At 72.8% G+C, this 15,299-nt stretch carries 19 protein-coding genes and 2 tRNA genes; 10 read left to right on the top strand and 11 right to left on the bottom strand.

Annotated elements, in window-relative coordinates; translation table 11 throughout:
* Nucleotides 1-712: MFS transporter (locus Q7L73_RS11930; protein WP_304715554.1), on the top strand; the 712-nt coding region annotated here is incomplete at its 5' end.
* Nucleotides 713-745: 33 nt separating this feature from the next.
* Nucleotides 746-1,537, top strand: a complete 792-nt coding sequence (locus tag Q7L73_RS11925; protein WP_304690002.1) for a YoaK family protein — start codon at nucleotides 746-748, stop codon at nucleotides 1,535-1,537.
* 151 nt (nucleotides 1,538-1,688) lie between these two features.
* Here Q7L73_RS11925 and Q7L73_RS11920 read toward each other — a convergent pair whose 3' ends face one another.
* Nucleotides 1,689-2,204: a hypothetical protein gene (locus Q7L73_RS11920; protein ID WP_304690001.1), complete on the bottom strand. Its 516-nt coding sequence runs from the start codon at nucleotides 2,202-2,204 to the stop codon at nucleotides 1,689-1,691.
* Nucleotides 2,205-2,268: 64 nt separating this feature from the next.
* On the opposite strand from Q7L73_RS11920, the gene Q7L73_RS11915 reads away from it, so the two are divergent.
* A complete protein-coding gene (locus Q7L73_RS11915; protein WP_304690000.1) occupies nucleotides 2,269-2,898 on the top strand; it encodes a hypothetical protein in 630 nt (209 codons plus the stop codon).
* On the opposite strand, the gene Q7L73_RS11910 is transcribed toward Q7L73_RS11915, so the two are convergent.
* A complete protein-coding gene (locus tag Q7L73_RS11910; protein ID WP_370552383.1) occupies nucleotides 2,895-3,671 on the bottom strand; it encodes an HAD-IIA family hydrolase in 777 nt (258 codons plus the stop codon). The genes Q7L73_RS11915 and Q7L73_RS11910 overlap by 4 nt on opposite strands.
* Before the next feature lie 94 nt (nucleotides 3,672-3,765).
* Here Q7L73_RS11910 and Q7L73_RS11905 point away from each other — a divergent pair.
* Nucleotides 3,766-3,838, top strand: a tRNA-Val gene (locus Q7L73_RS11905).
* Nucleotides 3,839-3,885: 47 nt separating this feature from the next.
* On the opposite strand, the gene Q7L73_RS11900 is transcribed toward Q7L73_RS11905, so the two are convergent.
* The gene (locus Q7L73_RS11900) at nucleotides 3,886-5,745 is read right to left on the bottom strand and encodes a hypothetical protein (protein ID WP_304689996.1); all 1,860 of its coding nucleotides are present in this window, start codon (nucleotides 5,743-5,745) and stop codon (nucleotides 3,886-3,888) included.
* A gap of 39 nt (nucleotides 5,746-5,784) precedes the next feature.
* On the bottom strand, nucleotides 5,785-8,109 hold the full coding sequence (locus Q7L73_RS11895; protein WP_304689994.1) for an HtaA domain-containing protein: 2,325 nt from the start codon (nucleotides 8,107-8,109) through the stop codon (nucleotides 5,785-5,787).
* Nucleotides 8,110-8,294: 185 nt separating this feature from the next.
* Here Q7L73_RS11895 and Q7L73_RS11890 point away from each other — a divergent pair, with 185 nt between their 5' ends.
* The 3 genes from Q7L73_RS11890 to Q7L73_RS11880 all read left to right on the top strand — a co-directional run bounded on the left by Q7L73_RS11890 (nucleotide 8,295) and on the right by Q7L73_RS11880 (nucleotide 10,630).
* Nucleotides 8,295-8,804 (top strand): MarR family winged helix-turn-helix transcriptional regulator, encoded by a 510-nt coding sequence (locus tag Q7L73_RS11890; RefSeq protein WP_304689992.1) that lies wholly within the window; start codon nucleotides 8,295-8,297, stop codon nucleotides 8,802-8,804.
* Nucleotides 8,801-9,655, top strand: a complete 855-nt coding sequence (locus Q7L73_RS11885; RefSeq protein ID WP_304689991.1) for an META domain-containing protein — start codon at nucleotides 8,801-8,803, stop codon at nucleotides 9,653-9,655. Before Q7L73_RS11890 ends, Q7L73_RS11885 begins: the two co-directional genes overlap by 4 nt.
* 114 nt (nucleotides 9,656-9,769) lie before the next feature.
* The gene (locus tag Q7L73_RS11880) at nucleotides 9,770-10,630 is read left to right on the top strand and encodes a 3-hydroxybutyryl-CoA dehydrogenase (RefSeq protein ID WP_304689990.1); all 861 of its coding nucleotides are present in this window, start codon (nucleotides 9,770-9,772) and stop codon (nucleotides 10,628-10,630) included.
* 97 nt (nucleotides 10,631-10,727) lie between these two features.
* Here the strand turns inward: Q7L73_RS11880 and Q7L73_RS11875 are convergent, their stop codons facing one another.
* The gene (locus Q7L73_RS11875) at nucleotides 10,728-11,051 is read right to left on the bottom strand and encodes a DUF3592 domain-containing protein (RefSeq protein ID WP_304689987.1); all 324 of its coding nucleotides are present in this window, start codon (nucleotides 11,049-11,051) and stop codon (nucleotides 10,728-10,730) included.
* A 149-nt stretch (nucleotides 11,052-11,200) separates the two neighbouring features.
* On the opposite strand from Q7L73_RS11875, the gene Q7L73_RS11870 reads away from it, so the two are divergent.
* Nucleotides 11,201-11,695 (top strand): hypothetical protein, encoded by a 495-nt coding sequence (locus tag Q7L73_RS11870; protein ID WP_304689985.1) that lies wholly within the window; start codon nucleotides 11,201-11,203, stop codon nucleotides 11,693-11,695.
* Between the two features lie 34 nt (nucleotides 11,696-11,729).
* Here Q7L73_RS11870 and Q7L73_RS11865 read toward each other — a convergent pair whose 3' ends face one another.
* Complete coding sequence (locus tag Q7L73_RS11865) at nucleotides 11,730-13,163, bottom strand: cytochrome P450 (protein WP_304689984.1); 1,434 nt, start codon at nucleotides 13,161-13,163, stop codon at nucleotides 11,730-11,732.
* 122 nt (nucleotides 13,164-13,285) lie between these two features.
* Between Q7L73_RS11865 and Q7L73_RS11860 the strand changes: the two genes are divergently transcribed.
* Nucleotides 13,286-13,359: transfer RNA gene (locus tag Q7L73_RS11860), tRNA-Asp, on the top strand.
* 158 nt (nucleotides 13,360-13,517) lie between these two features.
* On the opposite strand, the gene Q7L73_RS11855 is transcribed toward Q7L73_RS11860, so the two are convergent.
* From Q7L73_RS11855 to Q7L73_RS11835, 5 genes are all read right to left on the bottom strand, one after another.
* Nucleotides 13,518-13,805 (bottom strand): hypothetical protein, encoded by a 288-nt coding sequence (locus Q7L73_RS11855; protein ID WP_304689983.1) that lies wholly within the window; start codon nucleotides 13,803-13,805, stop codon nucleotides 13,518-13,520.
* A gap of 1 nt (nucleotide 13,806) precedes the next feature.
* Nucleotides 13,807-14,085, bottom strand: a complete 279-nt coding sequence (locus Q7L73_RS11850) for a hypothetical protein (protein ID WP_304689982.1) — start codon at nucleotides 14,083-14,085, stop codon at nucleotides 13,807-13,809.
* A gap of 12 nt (nucleotides 14,086-14,097) precedes the next feature.
* Nucleotides 14,098-14,304, bottom strand: a complete 207-nt coding sequence (locus Q7L73_RS11845) for a hypothetical protein (protein WP_304689981.1) — start codon at nucleotides 14,302-14,304, stop codon at nucleotides 14,098-14,100.
* 20 nt (nucleotides 14,305-14,324) lie between these two features.
* Nucleotides 14,325-14,573, bottom strand: coding sequence for a hypothetical protein (locus Q7L73_RS11840; protein WP_304689980.1), 249 nt, complete (start codon nucleotides 14,571-14,573; stop codon nucleotides 14,325-14,327).
* Nucleotides 14,574-14,766: 193 nt separating this feature from the next.
* Nucleotides 14,767-14,928 (bottom strand): hypothetical protein, encoded by a 162-nt coding sequence (locus Q7L73_RS11835; protein WP_304689977.1) that lies wholly within the window; start codon nucleotides 14,926-14,928, stop codon nucleotides 14,767-14,769.
* Between the two features lie 171 nt (nucleotides 14,929-15,099).
* Between Q7L73_RS11835 and Q7L73_RS11830 the strand changes: the two genes are divergently transcribed.
* A complete protein-coding gene (locus Q7L73_RS11830; RefSeq protein ID WP_304689975.1) occupies nucleotides 15,100-15,261 on the top strand; it encodes a hypothetical protein in 162 nt (53 codons plus the stop codon).
* Nucleotides 15,262-15,299 lie beyond the last annotated feature (38 nt).

Raw genomic sequence — 15,299 nt, 5'->3', positions numbered from 1 at the left:
CGCGCGGCGGTCGGCGCGGGCTGGCGGGGCTGCGGCGGCGGCGCGGCCGGCCGGCGCGGCGGGGCTGCGGGCGGGCGAGCTGTTCGCGGGCTGGCGGCTGATCCTCGCCGACGCCGGCCTGCGGCCGCTGTTCCTCAACGCGCTGCTCGTCAACGGCCTGATCATGGCGACCGAGCCGTCGCTGGCGGTGCTGATGCTCGGGCAGCTCGGCTTCGAGCCGTGGCAGTACGGGCTCGCCTTCGCGGTCCCCTGCGTCGGCGGGCTGATCGGCTCGCGGCTGGCGCGGCGGGTCGTCGCGCGACACGGGCAGCGGACCGTGATGCGGGTCGCGGGGACGGTGCGCGCCTGCTGGCTGGTCGGGCTGGCGTTCGTCGGGCCGGGCGTCGGCGGGCTGCTGCTGGTGATGGCGGTCGAGCTGGGCCTGATCGTCTCGATCAGCCTCTTCAACCCGGTGATGGCGACCTACCGGCTGCAGCGGACCCCGCCCGACCGCGCCGCCCGCGTGCTGTCGGCGTGGTCGATCAGCGCCAGCCTGACGATCGCGGCGCTGACCGCGCTGTGGGGTGTGCTGGCGAGCCTGACCAGCCCGCGCGCGGCGATCGCGATCGGCGGCCTGCTGATGCTGGCGACGCCGCTGCTGCTGCCGCGCGAGCGGCATCCGGATGTGGCGCCGCCCGGCGCGGGTGCCGGCGTGGCGGCCGCTGGCGCGTAGGCGCCGTCCGGCGGCTGCGCGACGATCCGCCGCGTGAGGGGCTTCGACGGGCGGGCGCTGCGGCTGCTGACGCTGACGGGCGTGACCGGTCTCGTCGACGCGGTCGCCTTCCTCGGCCTCGGCCAGCTGTTCTGCGCGATGCAGACCGGCAACGTCGTCTTCCTCGGCCTCGGCCTGTCCGGCGCCGAGGGCGCGCCGATCGCCGCGCCGCTGACGGCGCTGTGCGCCTTCGTCGCCGGCGGGCTGGCGGCGGCGCTGCTGCTGTGCGGCGCGCCGGTGGTCGGGAGTGCCGCGGGCGGAGCGCCGGGCGTCGGTGCCGCGGCGGGTGTCGGGGGCGGAGCGCCGGGCGGCGCGCCGGTGGTCGGGAGTGCCGCGGGCGGAGCGCCGGGCGTCGGTGCGGCGGCGGGTGGCGGGGGCGGGGTGCCGGGCGTCGGCGCCGCCGTCACGGCGGAGATCGCGCTGCTGGCGCTCGCGACCGCCTTCGCGGCGGCGCTGGAGCCGCACGCGGGCGACGACGCCGCGCTGCTGACGATCGCCCCGCTCGCCGCCGCGATGGGCCTGCGGACGACGATCGTCCGTCGCCGCGGCGCGCCCAACCTCGCCTCGACGGTGCTGAACCTGACCGCGATCGGCGGCGCGGCCGGCGGCCTCCTCAGCGGCGACGACGCCGCCCAGCGCGCCGCCGCGCTGGCGGTGCTGCTGGCCGGCGCGGTCGTCGGCGCGCTGCTGCTGCAGGCGGCGCTGTGGCTCCCGCTCGCGCTCGCGACGGCGCTGACGCTCGCAACCCATCTCGTCGACCGCCGCGAGCCCGCGCCGGCCGCGTGAGGCGCGCCCCCGCGCGCGCCGCCCGCGTGAGCCGCGCTCGCCGCGCGCAGCCCGCGCGAGGCCCCGCCGGCCCCCGCCCTCCCCGATGCACCTCTTTCACGTCCGTGAAGTTACGGTCGATATACGACAGGAACTTCACGCGGCGCGGCGTCTACTCCTCCAGTACGGCATCCAACCGCGCCGCGCAGTGCAGCAGCGCGGCGCGCTGGGCGCTGAAGACGGCGTCGAGCGCGGCGGTCAGCTGCGCCTGGTCCAGCGGCGCGCCGGGCTCCGGCAGCGGCGCGGCGGCCAGCAGCGCGGCGACCTCCTGCCGCAGCTCCCCGCCGTCGACCGCCGCCGCCAGCTCCAGCAGCAACGGCTCCCGCACGCGCGCGCCGTCGCCGAAGGCGGCGAGCGCGGTCTCCTGCGGCAGTGCGGCGCCGCGGCCGAAGACGCGGCCGTGCAGGACCGCGGAGTTGGCCTGGCTGCCGGCGCGCTGGGCGGCGCGCACGCGCTCGCCGATCCCGACCGCGTCAGCGAGCTGCTGCAGCCCCTGCGCGATCGGCGTCGCGTCGAGCGGCAGCAGCGCCCGCAGCTCGGCGGGGAGCTGTCTCAGCCACTGCTCGCGCTGCGCGCGCTGTTCGGCGAACAGGCGCTCCAGCCCGTCGCGGTGGCCCGGCGAGGTCATCTGCCTCAGGGTAGGCGCTCGCTGCCGATGGCTGAGACGCGCGCGGTCGGGCATGATCCCGCGCATGGACGAGATCTTCCCTGGACTGCTCAGCTGGACGGCCATCCGCGAGACGATCGGGCAGCCGGTCCACTCGGCCTACGTCGTCGAGGCGCGGACGCTGATCGACCCGATGGTGCCGCCCGAGGGGCTCGGCGCCTTCAGCGCCAACGGCCTGCCGGCGCCGGAGCGGATCGTGCTCAGCAACCGGCATCACCGCCGCCACAGCGCGCGCTTCGCCGAGCGCTTCAACTGCACCGTCGCGGTCAACGAGAGAGGTCTCTACGAGATCCAGGACCAGCCGCTGCGCGTGCGCGGCTTCAGACCGGGCGACGAGCTGGCGCCCGGCGTCGTCGCGCAGCAGGTCGGCGTGCTCTGCCCCGACGAGAGCGCGATCCACATCACCCACGGACCGGGCGCGCTCGCGGTCGCCGACGGCGTCATCCGCGCAGGCGACGACGGCGCCCTCGGCTTCGTCCCCGACCATCTGCTCGGCGACGATCCCGGCGCGGTCAAGCTCGGGCTGGCTGAGGCGTACCTGAAGCTCGCCGAAGAGCTGGAGTTCTCGGCGCTGCTGATGGCGCACGGCGCGCCCGTCATCGGCGACGGGCGCGAGGCGCTGCGGGCGTTCGCCGAAGCGGTGCTGCGGAACTAGGGCTTGGCGGCGGCCGGGGCGGCTCCGCCGATCTCGCCGACCAGCTCGGCGACCGATCTGACGATCCGCGTCGGCCGGAAGGGGAACCGCTCGGCCGCCTCGCGGGTCGCGACGCCGGTCAGCACGAGGATCGTCTCCAGGCCCGCCTCGAGCCCGGCGACGACGTCGGTGTCCATCCGGTCGCCGATCATCGCGGTCGTCTCAGAGTGGGCGTCGATCGCGTTCAGCGCCGAGCGCATCATCAGCGGGTTGGGCTTGCCGACGAAGTACGGCTCGACCCCGGTCGCGCGCTGGATCAGCGCCGCGACGGCGCCGGTCGCCGGCAGCGGGCCCTGCAGCGACGGGCCGGTCGCGTCCGGGTTGGTGGCGATGAAGCGGGCGCCCTCGCCGATCAGCCGGATCGCGGCGGTGATCCGCTCGAAGCTGTAGGTGCGCGTCTCGCCGAGCACGACGTAGTCCGGCTCGCGCTCGGTCAGCGTGTAGCCGTTCTGGTGCAGCGCGGTCGTCAGGCCGGCCTCGCCGATCACGAACGCGGAGCCGTGCGGGCGCTGGTCGTGGAGGAACTGGGCCATCGCGTTGGCCGAGGTCCAGATCCGCTCCTCGGGCACGTCGACGCCGCTCATTCTCAGCCGCGCGGCAAGATCCCGGCGCGTGTAGATCGAGTTGTTCGTCAGCACCAGGAACGGGATCTCACGCTCCCTGAGTGTGGCGAGGAAGCGATCGGCGCCGGGGATCGCCGCCTCCTCGTGGACGAGCACGCCGTCCATGTCCATCAGCCACGATCTGATCTCTCGCCGTCTGCTCACGGGCCGGATGGTAGTCGAGCCCGGGTCGCTGCGCCCACGCGGATACCATCCCGGGTGGCGTGGGCGATTAGCTCAGTTGGTAGAGCGCTCGCCTTACAAGCGAGAGGTCGCCGGTTCGAGCCCGGCATTGCCCATTCACGCCGCCGGCCGCCGCATTCGCGACGGCCGGCGCGGCGGCGCTCTACGGCCGCAGCGGCAGCCCCACCAGCGGGGTCTTGACCGGAGTCGCGGCGCCGACGATCTGGGCCAGGCCGGCACCGCCGACCGGCTGGCTCAGCGGCGAGGCGGTGGTCCAGTTGTTGGCGAGCCAGACGTTGCCGGACTGGTCGACCTGGACGGCGGTGATGTGCTCGAAGGCGGCGCTGTCGTAGCCGCCTCTGGCGGGGGAGATCGGCCGGCCGGCGGCGACGCCGGGCGGGCAGCTTCTTCTGATCCCGCACAGCTCGGTGACGTTGCCGCCGAAGAAGCCGGCGACCCAGACGTGGTCGGCGCCGTCGACGGCGATCCCCCAGCCGCCCTGGACGCTCGATCGCAGCGGCGAGTCGGAGGAGACTCTGCCGGCGCGCGAGATGCGCGTGACCGACGCGCTGAGGAGGTTGGCGATCCAGGCGTTGCCGGCGCTGTCGAGCGCGAGGCCCTGCGGCGAGCGCAGGCCGCCGCCGCTGACGTTGCGCAGCGTTCTGCCGTCGGGCGCGATCACGGTCACCGAGCCGGGTCTCGCCGACTCCGCCCCGTTGGTGACCCATGCGTAGCCGCGATCGTCGACCTGGATCGCGAACGGCTTCACGATCCCGCCGCCGGTGATCACCTGCGCGGTCGCTCTGTCGGGGATCCCCTTCGGGTAGCGGATCACGCTGTCGCCGCCGAAGTTGGCGATCCAGACGTCGCCGTTGGGCGCGACCGCGACGCCCTGCGGTCTCTGCGGGTCGCCGGCGGTGTAGCCGCCGTCGGGCGACAGCGTTCTGCCGTCGGCGGCGTTGACGCTGATGCTGCCGCCGCTGAAGTTGGAATTCCAGATGCGGCCGTCGAGCCCGACGGCGGTGCCCCAGCCCATGCCGCGGAGACCGCCGCCGCTGAAGGGGCTGCCGGGGATCGGCTGGCCGGTCGGCGTCAGCGCCGTCAGCTCCAGGCCGGCGGTCGTGCCGGGCGACTGGAAGTTGTTGCCGGCCCAGATCGTGCCGTCGGCGGCGAACGCCATCCGGCCGGGCGCGTTGAGGCCGCTGCCGGTGTACTGGATGACGATCGTCCACGCCTTCGGCGCCGCGCTCAGCGCCGGGCCGAAGGGGGCGCGGCGGGCGCGTCTGGGAATCGCGAGTCTGACCTGCGCGCTCGTCACGCGCCACGGGCTGCGCGCGAAGGCGAGCGCGGCGGCGAGCGTGTTCGCCGGCCGTCTGGCGCCGGGGGCGCGGGCCGCGGCGAACAGCGCGCGGCAGTCTCTCGCCGTGCCGCTGCCGCAGGTGGCGAGCAGGTTGGCGAGCGTGTTGAAGGTCGGCAGCGCCTCGGTCAGCAGGCCGTTGGGCGCGTTGCCGAGCACGAAGCTGACGCGGCCGGCGCGCGCCTCGAACAGGTTCGCCGCGGTCGCGATCGCGTTCTGCAGGCCGGGGCTCGGGCCGCCGACGTTGCCGGCGCCGTCGGCGAAGCGCGCGAGCGCGTACGCCCCTGCGACCGTGCTGCGCTCGTCGAGCGCCAGCGTCGGCTGCTCGCCGATCGCGCTCGCCGCGCCGGCGACCGCCAGCAGCCGCAGCTGCTGCCCGTGTCTGACGCCTCTGCGGCTGCCGCCGGTCGCGAGCACGTAGAGCTGCGCGCCGTCCGGCGCTCTGTAGTCGATCGACCAGGAGCCGTCGCTCGCGCTGCGGGCGCTGCCGAGCGGGGCGGCGGGGCCGCTGCCGGCGGCGAACAGCCGCACGGCTGAGCCGGCCAGCGGCACCTTGCCGGACGCGACCGTGCCGGAGATTCCGGCGGCGCCGGCGGTGGCCGGCAGCAGCAGCGGGAGGAGGGCGGCGGCGACCGCCGAGCGGGGGAACCGGCGCGAGAAGCTCATCGCGCCGGATTCTCCTCCCCGCAGCGGCGGCGTGTGCCGCTACCTGGCGGCCTTTTTCACCTTTGCGCCTCTCAGCGTCACCTTCAGCGTGCGCGTCACCTGCTTGCCGCCGCTGGTGACCGTCAGCTTCACGCTCACGGTGACGCGCGTGCCGGCGAGCCGCGCGGCGGCCGCCTTCGTCAGCTGCAGGCGCACGGCGCCGCGCTTGCCGGCGGCGACCGACTTCGGTGCGGTGACCGTCGCGGTGAAGCGCTTGCCGCCGATCTTGACGACGACGCGCTTGGGCGCGGTCAGCCTGCAGGCGGCGCCGCCCTTGGCGCAGACGACCGTCGCGACCGTCGCGCGGCGGCTGCGGTCGAGCGCGAGCGGGCCCTTCGGCGTCGTCAGGCGCGGGGCGACCGCGACCGGCGCGGGCGGCACCGGCGCATCGACCTTGACCGGCCCGCTGTCGCCGGGCGGCGGCGTCACGACACCGCCGCCACCGCCGCCGCCGCCGCCGGGGCCGGGATCGACGACCGGCGCTCTCACCGTCACCGTGACGGTCGCGACGTCGGAGGCGATGCTGCCGCCGGCGTTGGCGAAGATCGCGCGGTAGCGGGTGCCGGAGAGCGCCTCGTTCGCGGTCACCGTCAGCGTCTCGCTCGTCGCGCCGTCGATCGTCACCCAGCGGGAGGAGCCGCTCGTGCGCTGCTGCCAGCTGATCGCCGGCGCCGGGCTGCCGCTCGCGGCGGCGGTCAGTCTCAGCTCGGCGGAGTCGCCGGCGGCCGCCAGCTCGACCGCCGTGTCCTGCGGCTGCGTCGTCGGCGCCGGCGATCTGGCCGGGCCGATCCGCTTGACCGTCCCGTCGCGCCAGCTCGCGTACGCGGTTCCGCCGGGACCCGCGACGATCGCGTTGACGAAGTCGCTGTCACCGGCTTGGACCGTGCGCACGACGGCCCCGTCCTCGACGACCTGGACTCTGGTGTTGGTGTTGTCGGTGATGAACAACCGCTCGCCGTCGCCGCTGAACGCCATCGCCCCGGCGCCGAGCGTCGGTGCGGGCGTGTCGACCGGTGTCACGTAGCCGCCGTCGGCTCTCACGCGCATCACGCGCAGCGTCATGACCGCGTTCGGCGCCGCACCGGTCAGCTCGAGCCAGGCGAGCGTGCCGTCGGGTGCGACGGCGACGTTGGTGGCGCTTGCGGCGATCGTGGTGGCGGACGCCCCGCCGTCGGCGCCGAATCTCACTTCGGCGATCCCCGCGCCGGCGACGTAGAGGCGGTCGTTCGCGCCGATGACGATTGCGGGGAAGTAGCCGAACGAGAAGTCCGGGAACGACCATGAGTCGTGGGCGCCGTCAAGATAGCGGTGCAGCTCGCCGCCCCAGACCGTGAAGAGCGCGCCGTCGGACTGGCGCACCGCCAGCGCGTTGCCGGCGCCGGCGAAGCTCGCGACCGGCGTCGTGTCGCGGACGAGCTCGCCGCCCTGGTCGGTGACGCGCACGATGCCGGTGTCGACCGCATACGCCGCTCTGCGCGTGCGGTCGATCGCGACGTTGCGCGGGTTGACGCCGACGTCGACCGTTCTGAGCGGCGCCAGCGAGCTGCCGTCGGAGGTCGCGAGCGTTCTGCCGTCATAGCTGGAGGACCACAGGCGGCCGTCCCAGCCGAGCGCGAGCAAGCCGACGCCCGCGCGGACTCTCCCGCTGGCGAGCGCGCCGAGCGTGTCGGTGCCGGCCGGCGTCCAGCTCTCGGCGACCGGCGTGCCGCCGGGGCCGGCGTAGCTGAATCTGACCGCGTCGAGGACGGTGTCGGCGCCGTAGAAGCCGGCGAACGGCTCGACGCCGTCCGGGGTCAGCGTCGCCGGCAGCGCCGGCCAGGTCGTCGTGCCGCCGGCGACGTCGGGCTCGATCCCGGCCGGGTCGAGTCTCGCCAGGCGCGTGTTGGGGAACGCCTTCGTCGGCGCGTCGGGCGAGTTCGGCTTGCTGATCACCTCGGCGTAGAGGTCGGCGCCGTCGGGCGTGATCTCCACGCGCGGGTTCCACACTCTCATGTTCAGCTCGCCGTCGTGGCCGCTGAAGTGGACCGAGCCGCCGAAGCGGACGACGACCGATCTCGTGTCGGGGTCGTACTCGCCGCCGGCGATCGGCCAGTGGAAGGTGCCGTCGGCGTTTCTCGTCGCGCCGTCGCCCAGCTCGATCGCGCCGTGGGCGATCGGGCCGACGATGTAGTTGCGGAAGGAGGTCTTGACGCCCCAGTCGGCGCCGGCGCCCGTCGTGATCGGGACGGGATCGGCTGCGCGCGCCAGCGGCGCGAGCAGCAGCGTGAGGAGGCCCGCGAGCACGAGCCCCCAGCAGGCTCCGCGGACGGTTCGGGCAGCAGTCATTAGGCAAGCCTAACTCTTGTGAGGGAACCTTGACGTTCCCGGAGCTGGCGCCTGGACGCTCGGCAGGGCGGCGTCCGGCGGCGGCGTCCCCGCGGCAGCCGCGCGGCGGTCCGGCGCCGCCCTCGCGGCGCCAGCGCGGCGGCCAGCGGGCGTTCCCGCGTCCCCGTCTGAAAGGCTTTCGCGCGATGGCCGAACCGCAACCGCTCCCGTTCGACCCGATCGCCGAGGCGCGCCGCCACTGGCGCGAGCGCTGGGGCGAGGAGCCGGCGCGGCCGATGGCGGCCGTCACCTCGATCATGCGCGTGCAGCAGATCCTGCTCGCGCGCCTGAACGAGCTGCTGCGCCCGCACGGCCTCACCTTCCCCCGCTACGAGACGTTGATGCTGCTCGTCTTCAGCTCCAGCGGCTCGCTCCCCGTCGGCAAGATGGGCGAGCGGCTGCAGGTCCACCGCACCTCGATGACGCACATGGCCGACCGGCTCGAGGAGGCCGGCCTCGTGACGCGCGTCTCGCACGCGCAGGACCGCCGCTCGACGCTGATCGCGATCACCGACGCCGGCCGCGCGCTGGCCGAGCGCGCGACCAGAACGCTCAACGACGCCGGCATGGCGATGGATCCGCTCGGGGAGGCGGAGCAGGAGGCGATCACGAGACTGCTGACGGCGATCCGCCGCGACGAGGGGGACTTCGCATGACACGGACGTTGATCGCGCTGGTCGCCGCCGCGCTGCTGGCGCTCGCCGCGGCCGGCTGCGGCAGCGACGACGACACGCCGCGCACGACCAGCCCGACCGGCACCTCCGGCAGCGAGCGCAGCGAGGTCTCCGCCGCCGACCTCGCCGGCAAGAAGTTCGTCTCGACCGACATCGCCGGCCCGCGCACGCTCGTCGACGGCTCCCAGGTCGCGCTGCAGTTCGACGACGACTCGCTCGCCGCCAACGCCGGCTGCAACAACATGCTCGGCGGCTACGAGATCGTCGACGCGCGCCTGCGCTGGGCGACCGATCCGATCTCGACCGCGATCGGCTGCAGACCGGACCTGATGAGACAGGACGACTGGCTCGCCGGCTTCTTCAGAGGTGTGGGCGCCGAGATCGGCGTCGACGACGACGGTCAGCTCGTGCTCGCGCGCGACGGCGTCGAGCTGTGGCTGAGAGAGGGCACCGCCAGCAGCGGACCGGCACGCCAGGCGCCGATCGTCGGCACGCGCTGGACGCTGGTGACGATCGCCGACGGCGGCGCCGACGGGACCGCCTCGAGCGTGCCGGCCGGCGTCACGACGCCGACGCTGAGATTCACCGACGACGACCGCGCCGAGGTCTTCGCCGGCTGCAACGGCGGCGGCGGCAGAGGCGTCGTCGGCGACGACGGCTTCGCCGAGATCGGCCCGCTGGCACTGACCCGCAAGGCCTGCGACGAGGCGGCGATGGCGACCGAGCGGACGGTCACCTCGATCCTCGACGGCAGAGTCGCGCTCGGCTTCGACGGCGGCGGCAACCTGGTCGTCTCCAAGGCCGGCAGACAGCTGATCTTCAGAGCCGGCTGACGCGCTGTACAGCGACGCCTCCGCAGATTAGGAGGAGAGTCGCATATCTATCGCGATAGCCTGCCGGGGCGGGTGCGCGGCACGGTGCGCCCAGACGACCGAGAGGACAGTTGCATGACCGCAGCAGGTATCGGGCGCGTCGCCGTCGTGGGCGCCGGCTTCATGGGTTCGGGCATCGCGGAGTCGGCGGCGCGCGCCGGCTCGCACGTGCTCCTGCACGAGATGGACGAGGGCGCGCTGGAGCGCTCGCGCCAGCGGATCTCGACGTCGGTCGCGCGCGCGGTCGACACCGGCAAGATGAGCCGCGAGGACGGCGACGCGCTGATCGGCCGGATCGAGTGGACGAGAGACTTCCACCGCCTCAGCGAGGCCGACCTGGCGATCGAGGCGATCGTCGAGGACGAGCACGCGAAGGCGGCGGTCTTCGAGCGGCTGGACGGGATCCTGGGCGAGCAGGCGATCATCGCCTCCAACACCTCCTCGATCCCGATCGCGCAGCTGGCGGCGGCGACGAGCCGGCCCGATCGAGTCGTCGGCCTGCATTTCTTCTCGCCGGTACCGGTGATGAGGCTGGTCGAGGTCGTCGTCGCGCTCGACACGAGCGACGAGACCGTCGGCCGCGTCGAGGCGTTCGCGGCGGCGCTCGGCAAGACGGCGGTGCGGACGAAGGACCGCTCCGGCTTCGTCGTCAACTTCCTGCTCGTGCCGTACCTGATGGCGGCCGTGCGGATGTACGAGGAGGGCTTTGCCTCCGCGGAGGACATCGACGCCGCGATGAAGCTCGGCGCCGGCCACCCGATGGGGCCGCTGACGCTCGTCGACTTCATCGGCCTCGACGTCCTCTACGCCGTCTGCGACTCGCTGTATGAGGAGTTCAAGCGCGACGAGTACGCGCCGCCGCCGCTGATGAAGCGGATGGTCGCCGCCGGCCGCCTCGGCCGCAAGGCCGGCCGCGGCTTCTACGACTACAGCTAGTGCTTGGCGGGTCGGCCGGTGGCGAATTCGCCGTACGCCACCGGCCGATCCTGCCGCGCTCGACACGCCTGACGCGGGTACGAGGGACTGCTGTGCGTCAGCCGATCAAGACCCGGGTCGGATCCGCCGGATCGACCCGCACCGGGATCGACGCTCCCGGTTGGAAGTTGGCCAGCACGAGCCGGGAGACGGCTTGGCGATGGGTGACCGGATAGGCCTCGCGGCCGTCGACGGTGACGAGCAGGTCGAACTCGATCTGCGGGTTGTCGTTGATCGTCATCCCCGTGTCGCGCAGCGACTCGACCGTCGCCTGTCCGATCAAGCCCGTCGCCATCAACCGCTGCGCGTCAGCCTGCTGACGGCTGAACGCCGCGAGCTGATCGTCGCTGGGTGTGGCTCCGAGCTGCTTGAACTGACCCATGCCTTCCCTTCCGATTCGTGCCGCAGTCAAGGTACGGCTGCGCTGCCGCGGCGTCAGTGCCGGCCGGGTCTCGGATTGGTCTCAAAACCGCTGGCGTACCCACAACTGGCCGTTGCGCACGCGCGCGCGTGAGGCCTAGCGTGCGGACGATGACGATCCCGCTTCGCGCTGCCCTGATCGCAGCGCTGCTCTCCGCCGCGACGCCGGCCGCCGCACTCGCCGTGACCAGACCGCAGGTGCGGATCCTCGGCTTCACCACCTACACCCGCATCGGCATCCCGCAGGTGCAGGCGAAGCCCGGCAGAACGATCAGAGAGTGCTTCACGCGCGGCGATGGCGAGCGCGAGATCAGCGTCGTCTACAGCGGCAGAGGGATCGGCAAGGGGACGAAGGTCGGCGTCGCCTTCTGGGGGCCGCCCGGCAACGGCTGGGCGCCCGACGCCGAGCCGACGATCCCCGAGGTGATGAGAAGCGCCTTCCGCTGGCCGGTGCCGGCGGGCAGATCGAAGACGCTCGCGTGGGGCTACCTGTTCGCGAGCGGGCCGTTCGGGCCGGCGCGGATCGACGGCAGCTGGACGGCCGAGGTCGTCGTCGCGGGCAGAGTGCTCGTGCGCAAGTCCGTGACGGTCGCCTGCGACAGCTGAGGCGGGGCGGGGCGGGGCGGGGCGGCGCGGGCGCTCAGGCGAGCCCGGCGGGGACGCCGCGCTCGCGCACGATCATCTCCAGCGGCTCGCGCGGTGACAGCGTCGGCATCTGCCGCACGGTCATCGTGCGGCCGGGGAACAGCTCCAGCCGGAAGCGCTGCAGCAGCAGCGTCGCGATCGTCTTGATCTCCAGCTGGCCGAAGCGCATCCCGATGCAGATCCGCGAGCCGCCGCCGAAGGGGATGTAGGCGCCCTTCGGCAGCTTCGCCTTCTGCTCGGGCGCGAACCGCTCGGGCACGAACGCCTCCGGCTCCGCCCACACGTCCGGCAGCCGGTGGCTCGCCCACGAGCTGTAGTTGACGTAGGAGCCGGCGGGGACGGTGCAGCCGCCGAACTCGAACGTCTCCAGCGCCTTGCGCGGGCCGACCCAGGCGGCGGGGTAGAGCCGCAGCGTCTCGTCCAGCGCCATCTCCAGCTGCGGCAGGCCGCCGGTCAGCTCGGCCGTCGTCGGGGCGCGACCCTGGAGGACCTCGTCCTGCTCGTCCAGCAGCCTGCGCAGTGCGGCCGGGTGGCGGGCCAGCTCGTAGAAGAGGAACGAGACGGTCGAGGTGGTCGTGTCGTGGCCGGCGAACAGCAGCGTCATCGTCTGGTCGCGGACCTCTCTGTGGGAGAGGATCTCGCCGTCCTCGTCGCGCGCCTCCAGCAGCAGGCTGAGCACGTCCTGCCGCTCCGGGTCGGGGTTGCGACGGCGCTTGGCGATCTCGCCGTAGATGATCTCGTCGAGCGTCGCGCGCGCGTTCAGCATGGTGCGCCACGGCGACTTCGGCCCGCGCACGAGCCGCAGCGCGAAGTCAGTGCCGTAGAAGGAGAGCGCGCGCTCGAAGTCGATCGCGGCCCGTCTGCCGGCGCCGTGGTCGTCGGGGTCGAGCCCGAACAGCGCCCGCATCGCGACGCGCAGCGCCAGCTCGCGCGCCCAGTGGTAGACGTCGACCACCTGGCCCGGCTGCCAGCCGGCGAGCGCCTTCAGCGTCTCCTGCACCATCGTCTCGCCGGCGGCCGCGATCCGCTCGCGGTGGAAGGCGGGCAGCATGATCCGCCGCGCGCGCCGGTGATAGTCGCCGTCGATCGTCAGCAGCCCGTCGCCGAGCAGCGGGATCAGGTCGCCGAAGCTGCCCTCGCGCCAGTGGAAGTTGCTCGCGTGCGAGACGGTGACGTAGTGGTTTGCCTCCGGCCCGAGCATGAAGACGACGCGCCCGTGCAGCAGCCGCATGCTGAAGATCGGCCCGTAGCGCTGGTAGGCCGGCAGCAGGATCGGCAGCGGGTCGCGCACGAAGCGGAACGTGCGCGCGAGGCTGAAGTCCCCCGGCCCCGGTGGAAACGCCGACTTCGCCGCGACCTCCTGGTGGATGTCGCTGAAGACCCGCCGTATCGGATTGCCCGACAGCTGTTCCGGCGCCTCGACGGCCATGCGATCCACCCTACTGGCCGGCTGGCCAGGAAGCGAGCAGGAACTGACGATGTGCGTTGTCAGTCGGACGCCCTGGCCAGAACGCACCCATTCCAGACACGTGCCATACTCTCCGTCCCCGAGGGGGCGTAGCTCAGTTGGTTAGAGCGCCGGCCTGTCACGCCGGAGGTCGCGGGTTCGAGTCCCGTCGCTCCCGCCTCAGGGACCTTCTTGCAAGCCCCGCCATCGTGCGGGGCTTTTGCGTTTCTGGGAGTAAGGGCGCTCCCGGGCTTCTGTCCCTGTGCTCGCGCTCGTCGAACGACGGCAACTATGGCGCCGCGGGGCGCCCTAGAGGTGGTGCGTCGACTGCTCGACTCATGGGAGGAGGCCTTTGACGTCCTCGCGGCCGAGGCGAAGTCGGCGGCCGTCTGGCAGAGTTGCGACGAGTTCGCCGTCGCGCTCCAGCAGCCACTTGGCATTGATGACGGTCACGTGCGTGATACGGCCGTTGGCGTCGAGCCGAACCGCGTGCCCTTCGGGCGTCTCCTGCGCTCGTCCGTGCTTGTCGTCATCGACAGCGGACAGATAGAGCACGTCACCGATCGGCTCGTAGGTGCCGGCGAGAAGAACGTCTGTCGATACGTGGAGGGTCGCGACTGCCATGTCAAGTCGGTGGACGATCGGCTGCGAACACAGTAGTGATGATCGCAGGACGTTGCCCGAACTCCACGACCGCAAGCGTCCAGACACCCGCCTGGCGGCGGAAGAAGCGTTCACGACCGGGGCGCGGATCCGGGCGGCGTTCGTCAGGCACGCGGATGGTCCGGTCGATGAGCGCGAGATCTGCCACCGACGCGTGTTCCTGAAGAATCTTCGCGTAGACGAGCGCAAAGAGCACGACGTCGATGCCCTCGGGCGTCCGAGTGTGGAGGACGACTTCCACGCCAAATCCAGGTCAAGAGCCGCAGGGGGTAGCGCCCCGGGTCTGGTTGGCGACGAGGCGCTCGCGACCATCGGGGGACGTGAGCGCGACGGCGTACCCGTGGTCGAGCGCCCTGGCGATCTCGCGCCCAGCGTGGTGTTCGTTGGCGTCGATGAACGCGACCCGATCGGGATAGCGCGATTCACGTCCGGCGAGGTCATCGGAGATCGCGCGCTCCATCGCCTTCGCGCTGGGTGACCTCATCGGATGCCGAACTCGACGTTCACGTTGTTGAGCGGTACCGGCCCGATGCCGCGCTCGTGGTCAGCACGCGCCTCCGCGACCGCCCGACGCTCCTCGTCCATCTCCGGCTCGTCGTCGACCGGAGCGCGGTTGAGCATCCACGCGACCGGATCGCCGGATGCCTTGGCGAGTGTGTGCAGCGCAGCGCCAGCTTCCTCCTCGGTCATGGTGTTCAGCGCTTGGTGCAGACGCTCCTTGGCGGTCACCGTGTGACCGTATCGCTCACGCGCCAGCGATTCGCCACACCGCAAGACAGATGTGGTGGGCACACAGTCCCGCAGCCCTCGGCGCCATCGAGCGTAGAGACGATTCGGACGGTCCACGCCGAGTCGTCGAGTCCGAGGCGCAGCGGCTTGCCGAGGCGTCCCAGGTCCTCGGCGATGCGTGCGAGTACTTCGACTACCGCTGTGGCGTACTTGTCAGGCAGGCACTGGATGACTGCTGGAGCTGCGCCCGCAGTGCTTCGAGCGAGATCGAGTCGTCGGCGGCGATGGCAGCGTCGCCTTCGCGGATCTTTTCCAACGTCGCTCTATCGGAGAGGATCGCCAGCGTTTCGGGCATGACCACGATTCTGGCAGTTGTTGAGCAGCATCCAGGCGATCGGCGTCGAGGGCGAACAGCAGCGCGGCGGGCTCCTGCCTCCCGGTCGGCAAAGGCGACGGCCCTCCGGAGAGGGCCGTCGCACTGCGGTCGGTTTGCGGCCTGCGTTCAGGGACGAAGGTTATGCGGCCCGTGCCCGGGTGGGTGGTCGTGGTGACCGCGCCGCCGAGTGCCGGCGTGCCGGCGACGACGCTCGTGCTCGGGTCGGTGAGGTACTGGTACAGCGTCTGCTGGTACGGCAGGAAGCCGCCGCCCTGCGTCGCCGCGACGCTCGTCAGGCCCTCGAACGGGTAGCCGTCGCCGCCTCTGCCGCCGGTCGTGAGGCCGGCGGT

This window comes from Conexibacter sp. CPCC 205762 (assembly GCF_030646155.1).
In the GTDB taxonomy this organism is placed as follows: Bacteria; Actinomycetota; Thermoleophilia; order Solirubrobacterales; family Solirubrobacteraceae; genus Conexibacter.
Note: the sequence above shows the minus strand (reverse complement) of the source record. Positions and strands in the feature narration are given on the sequence as shown.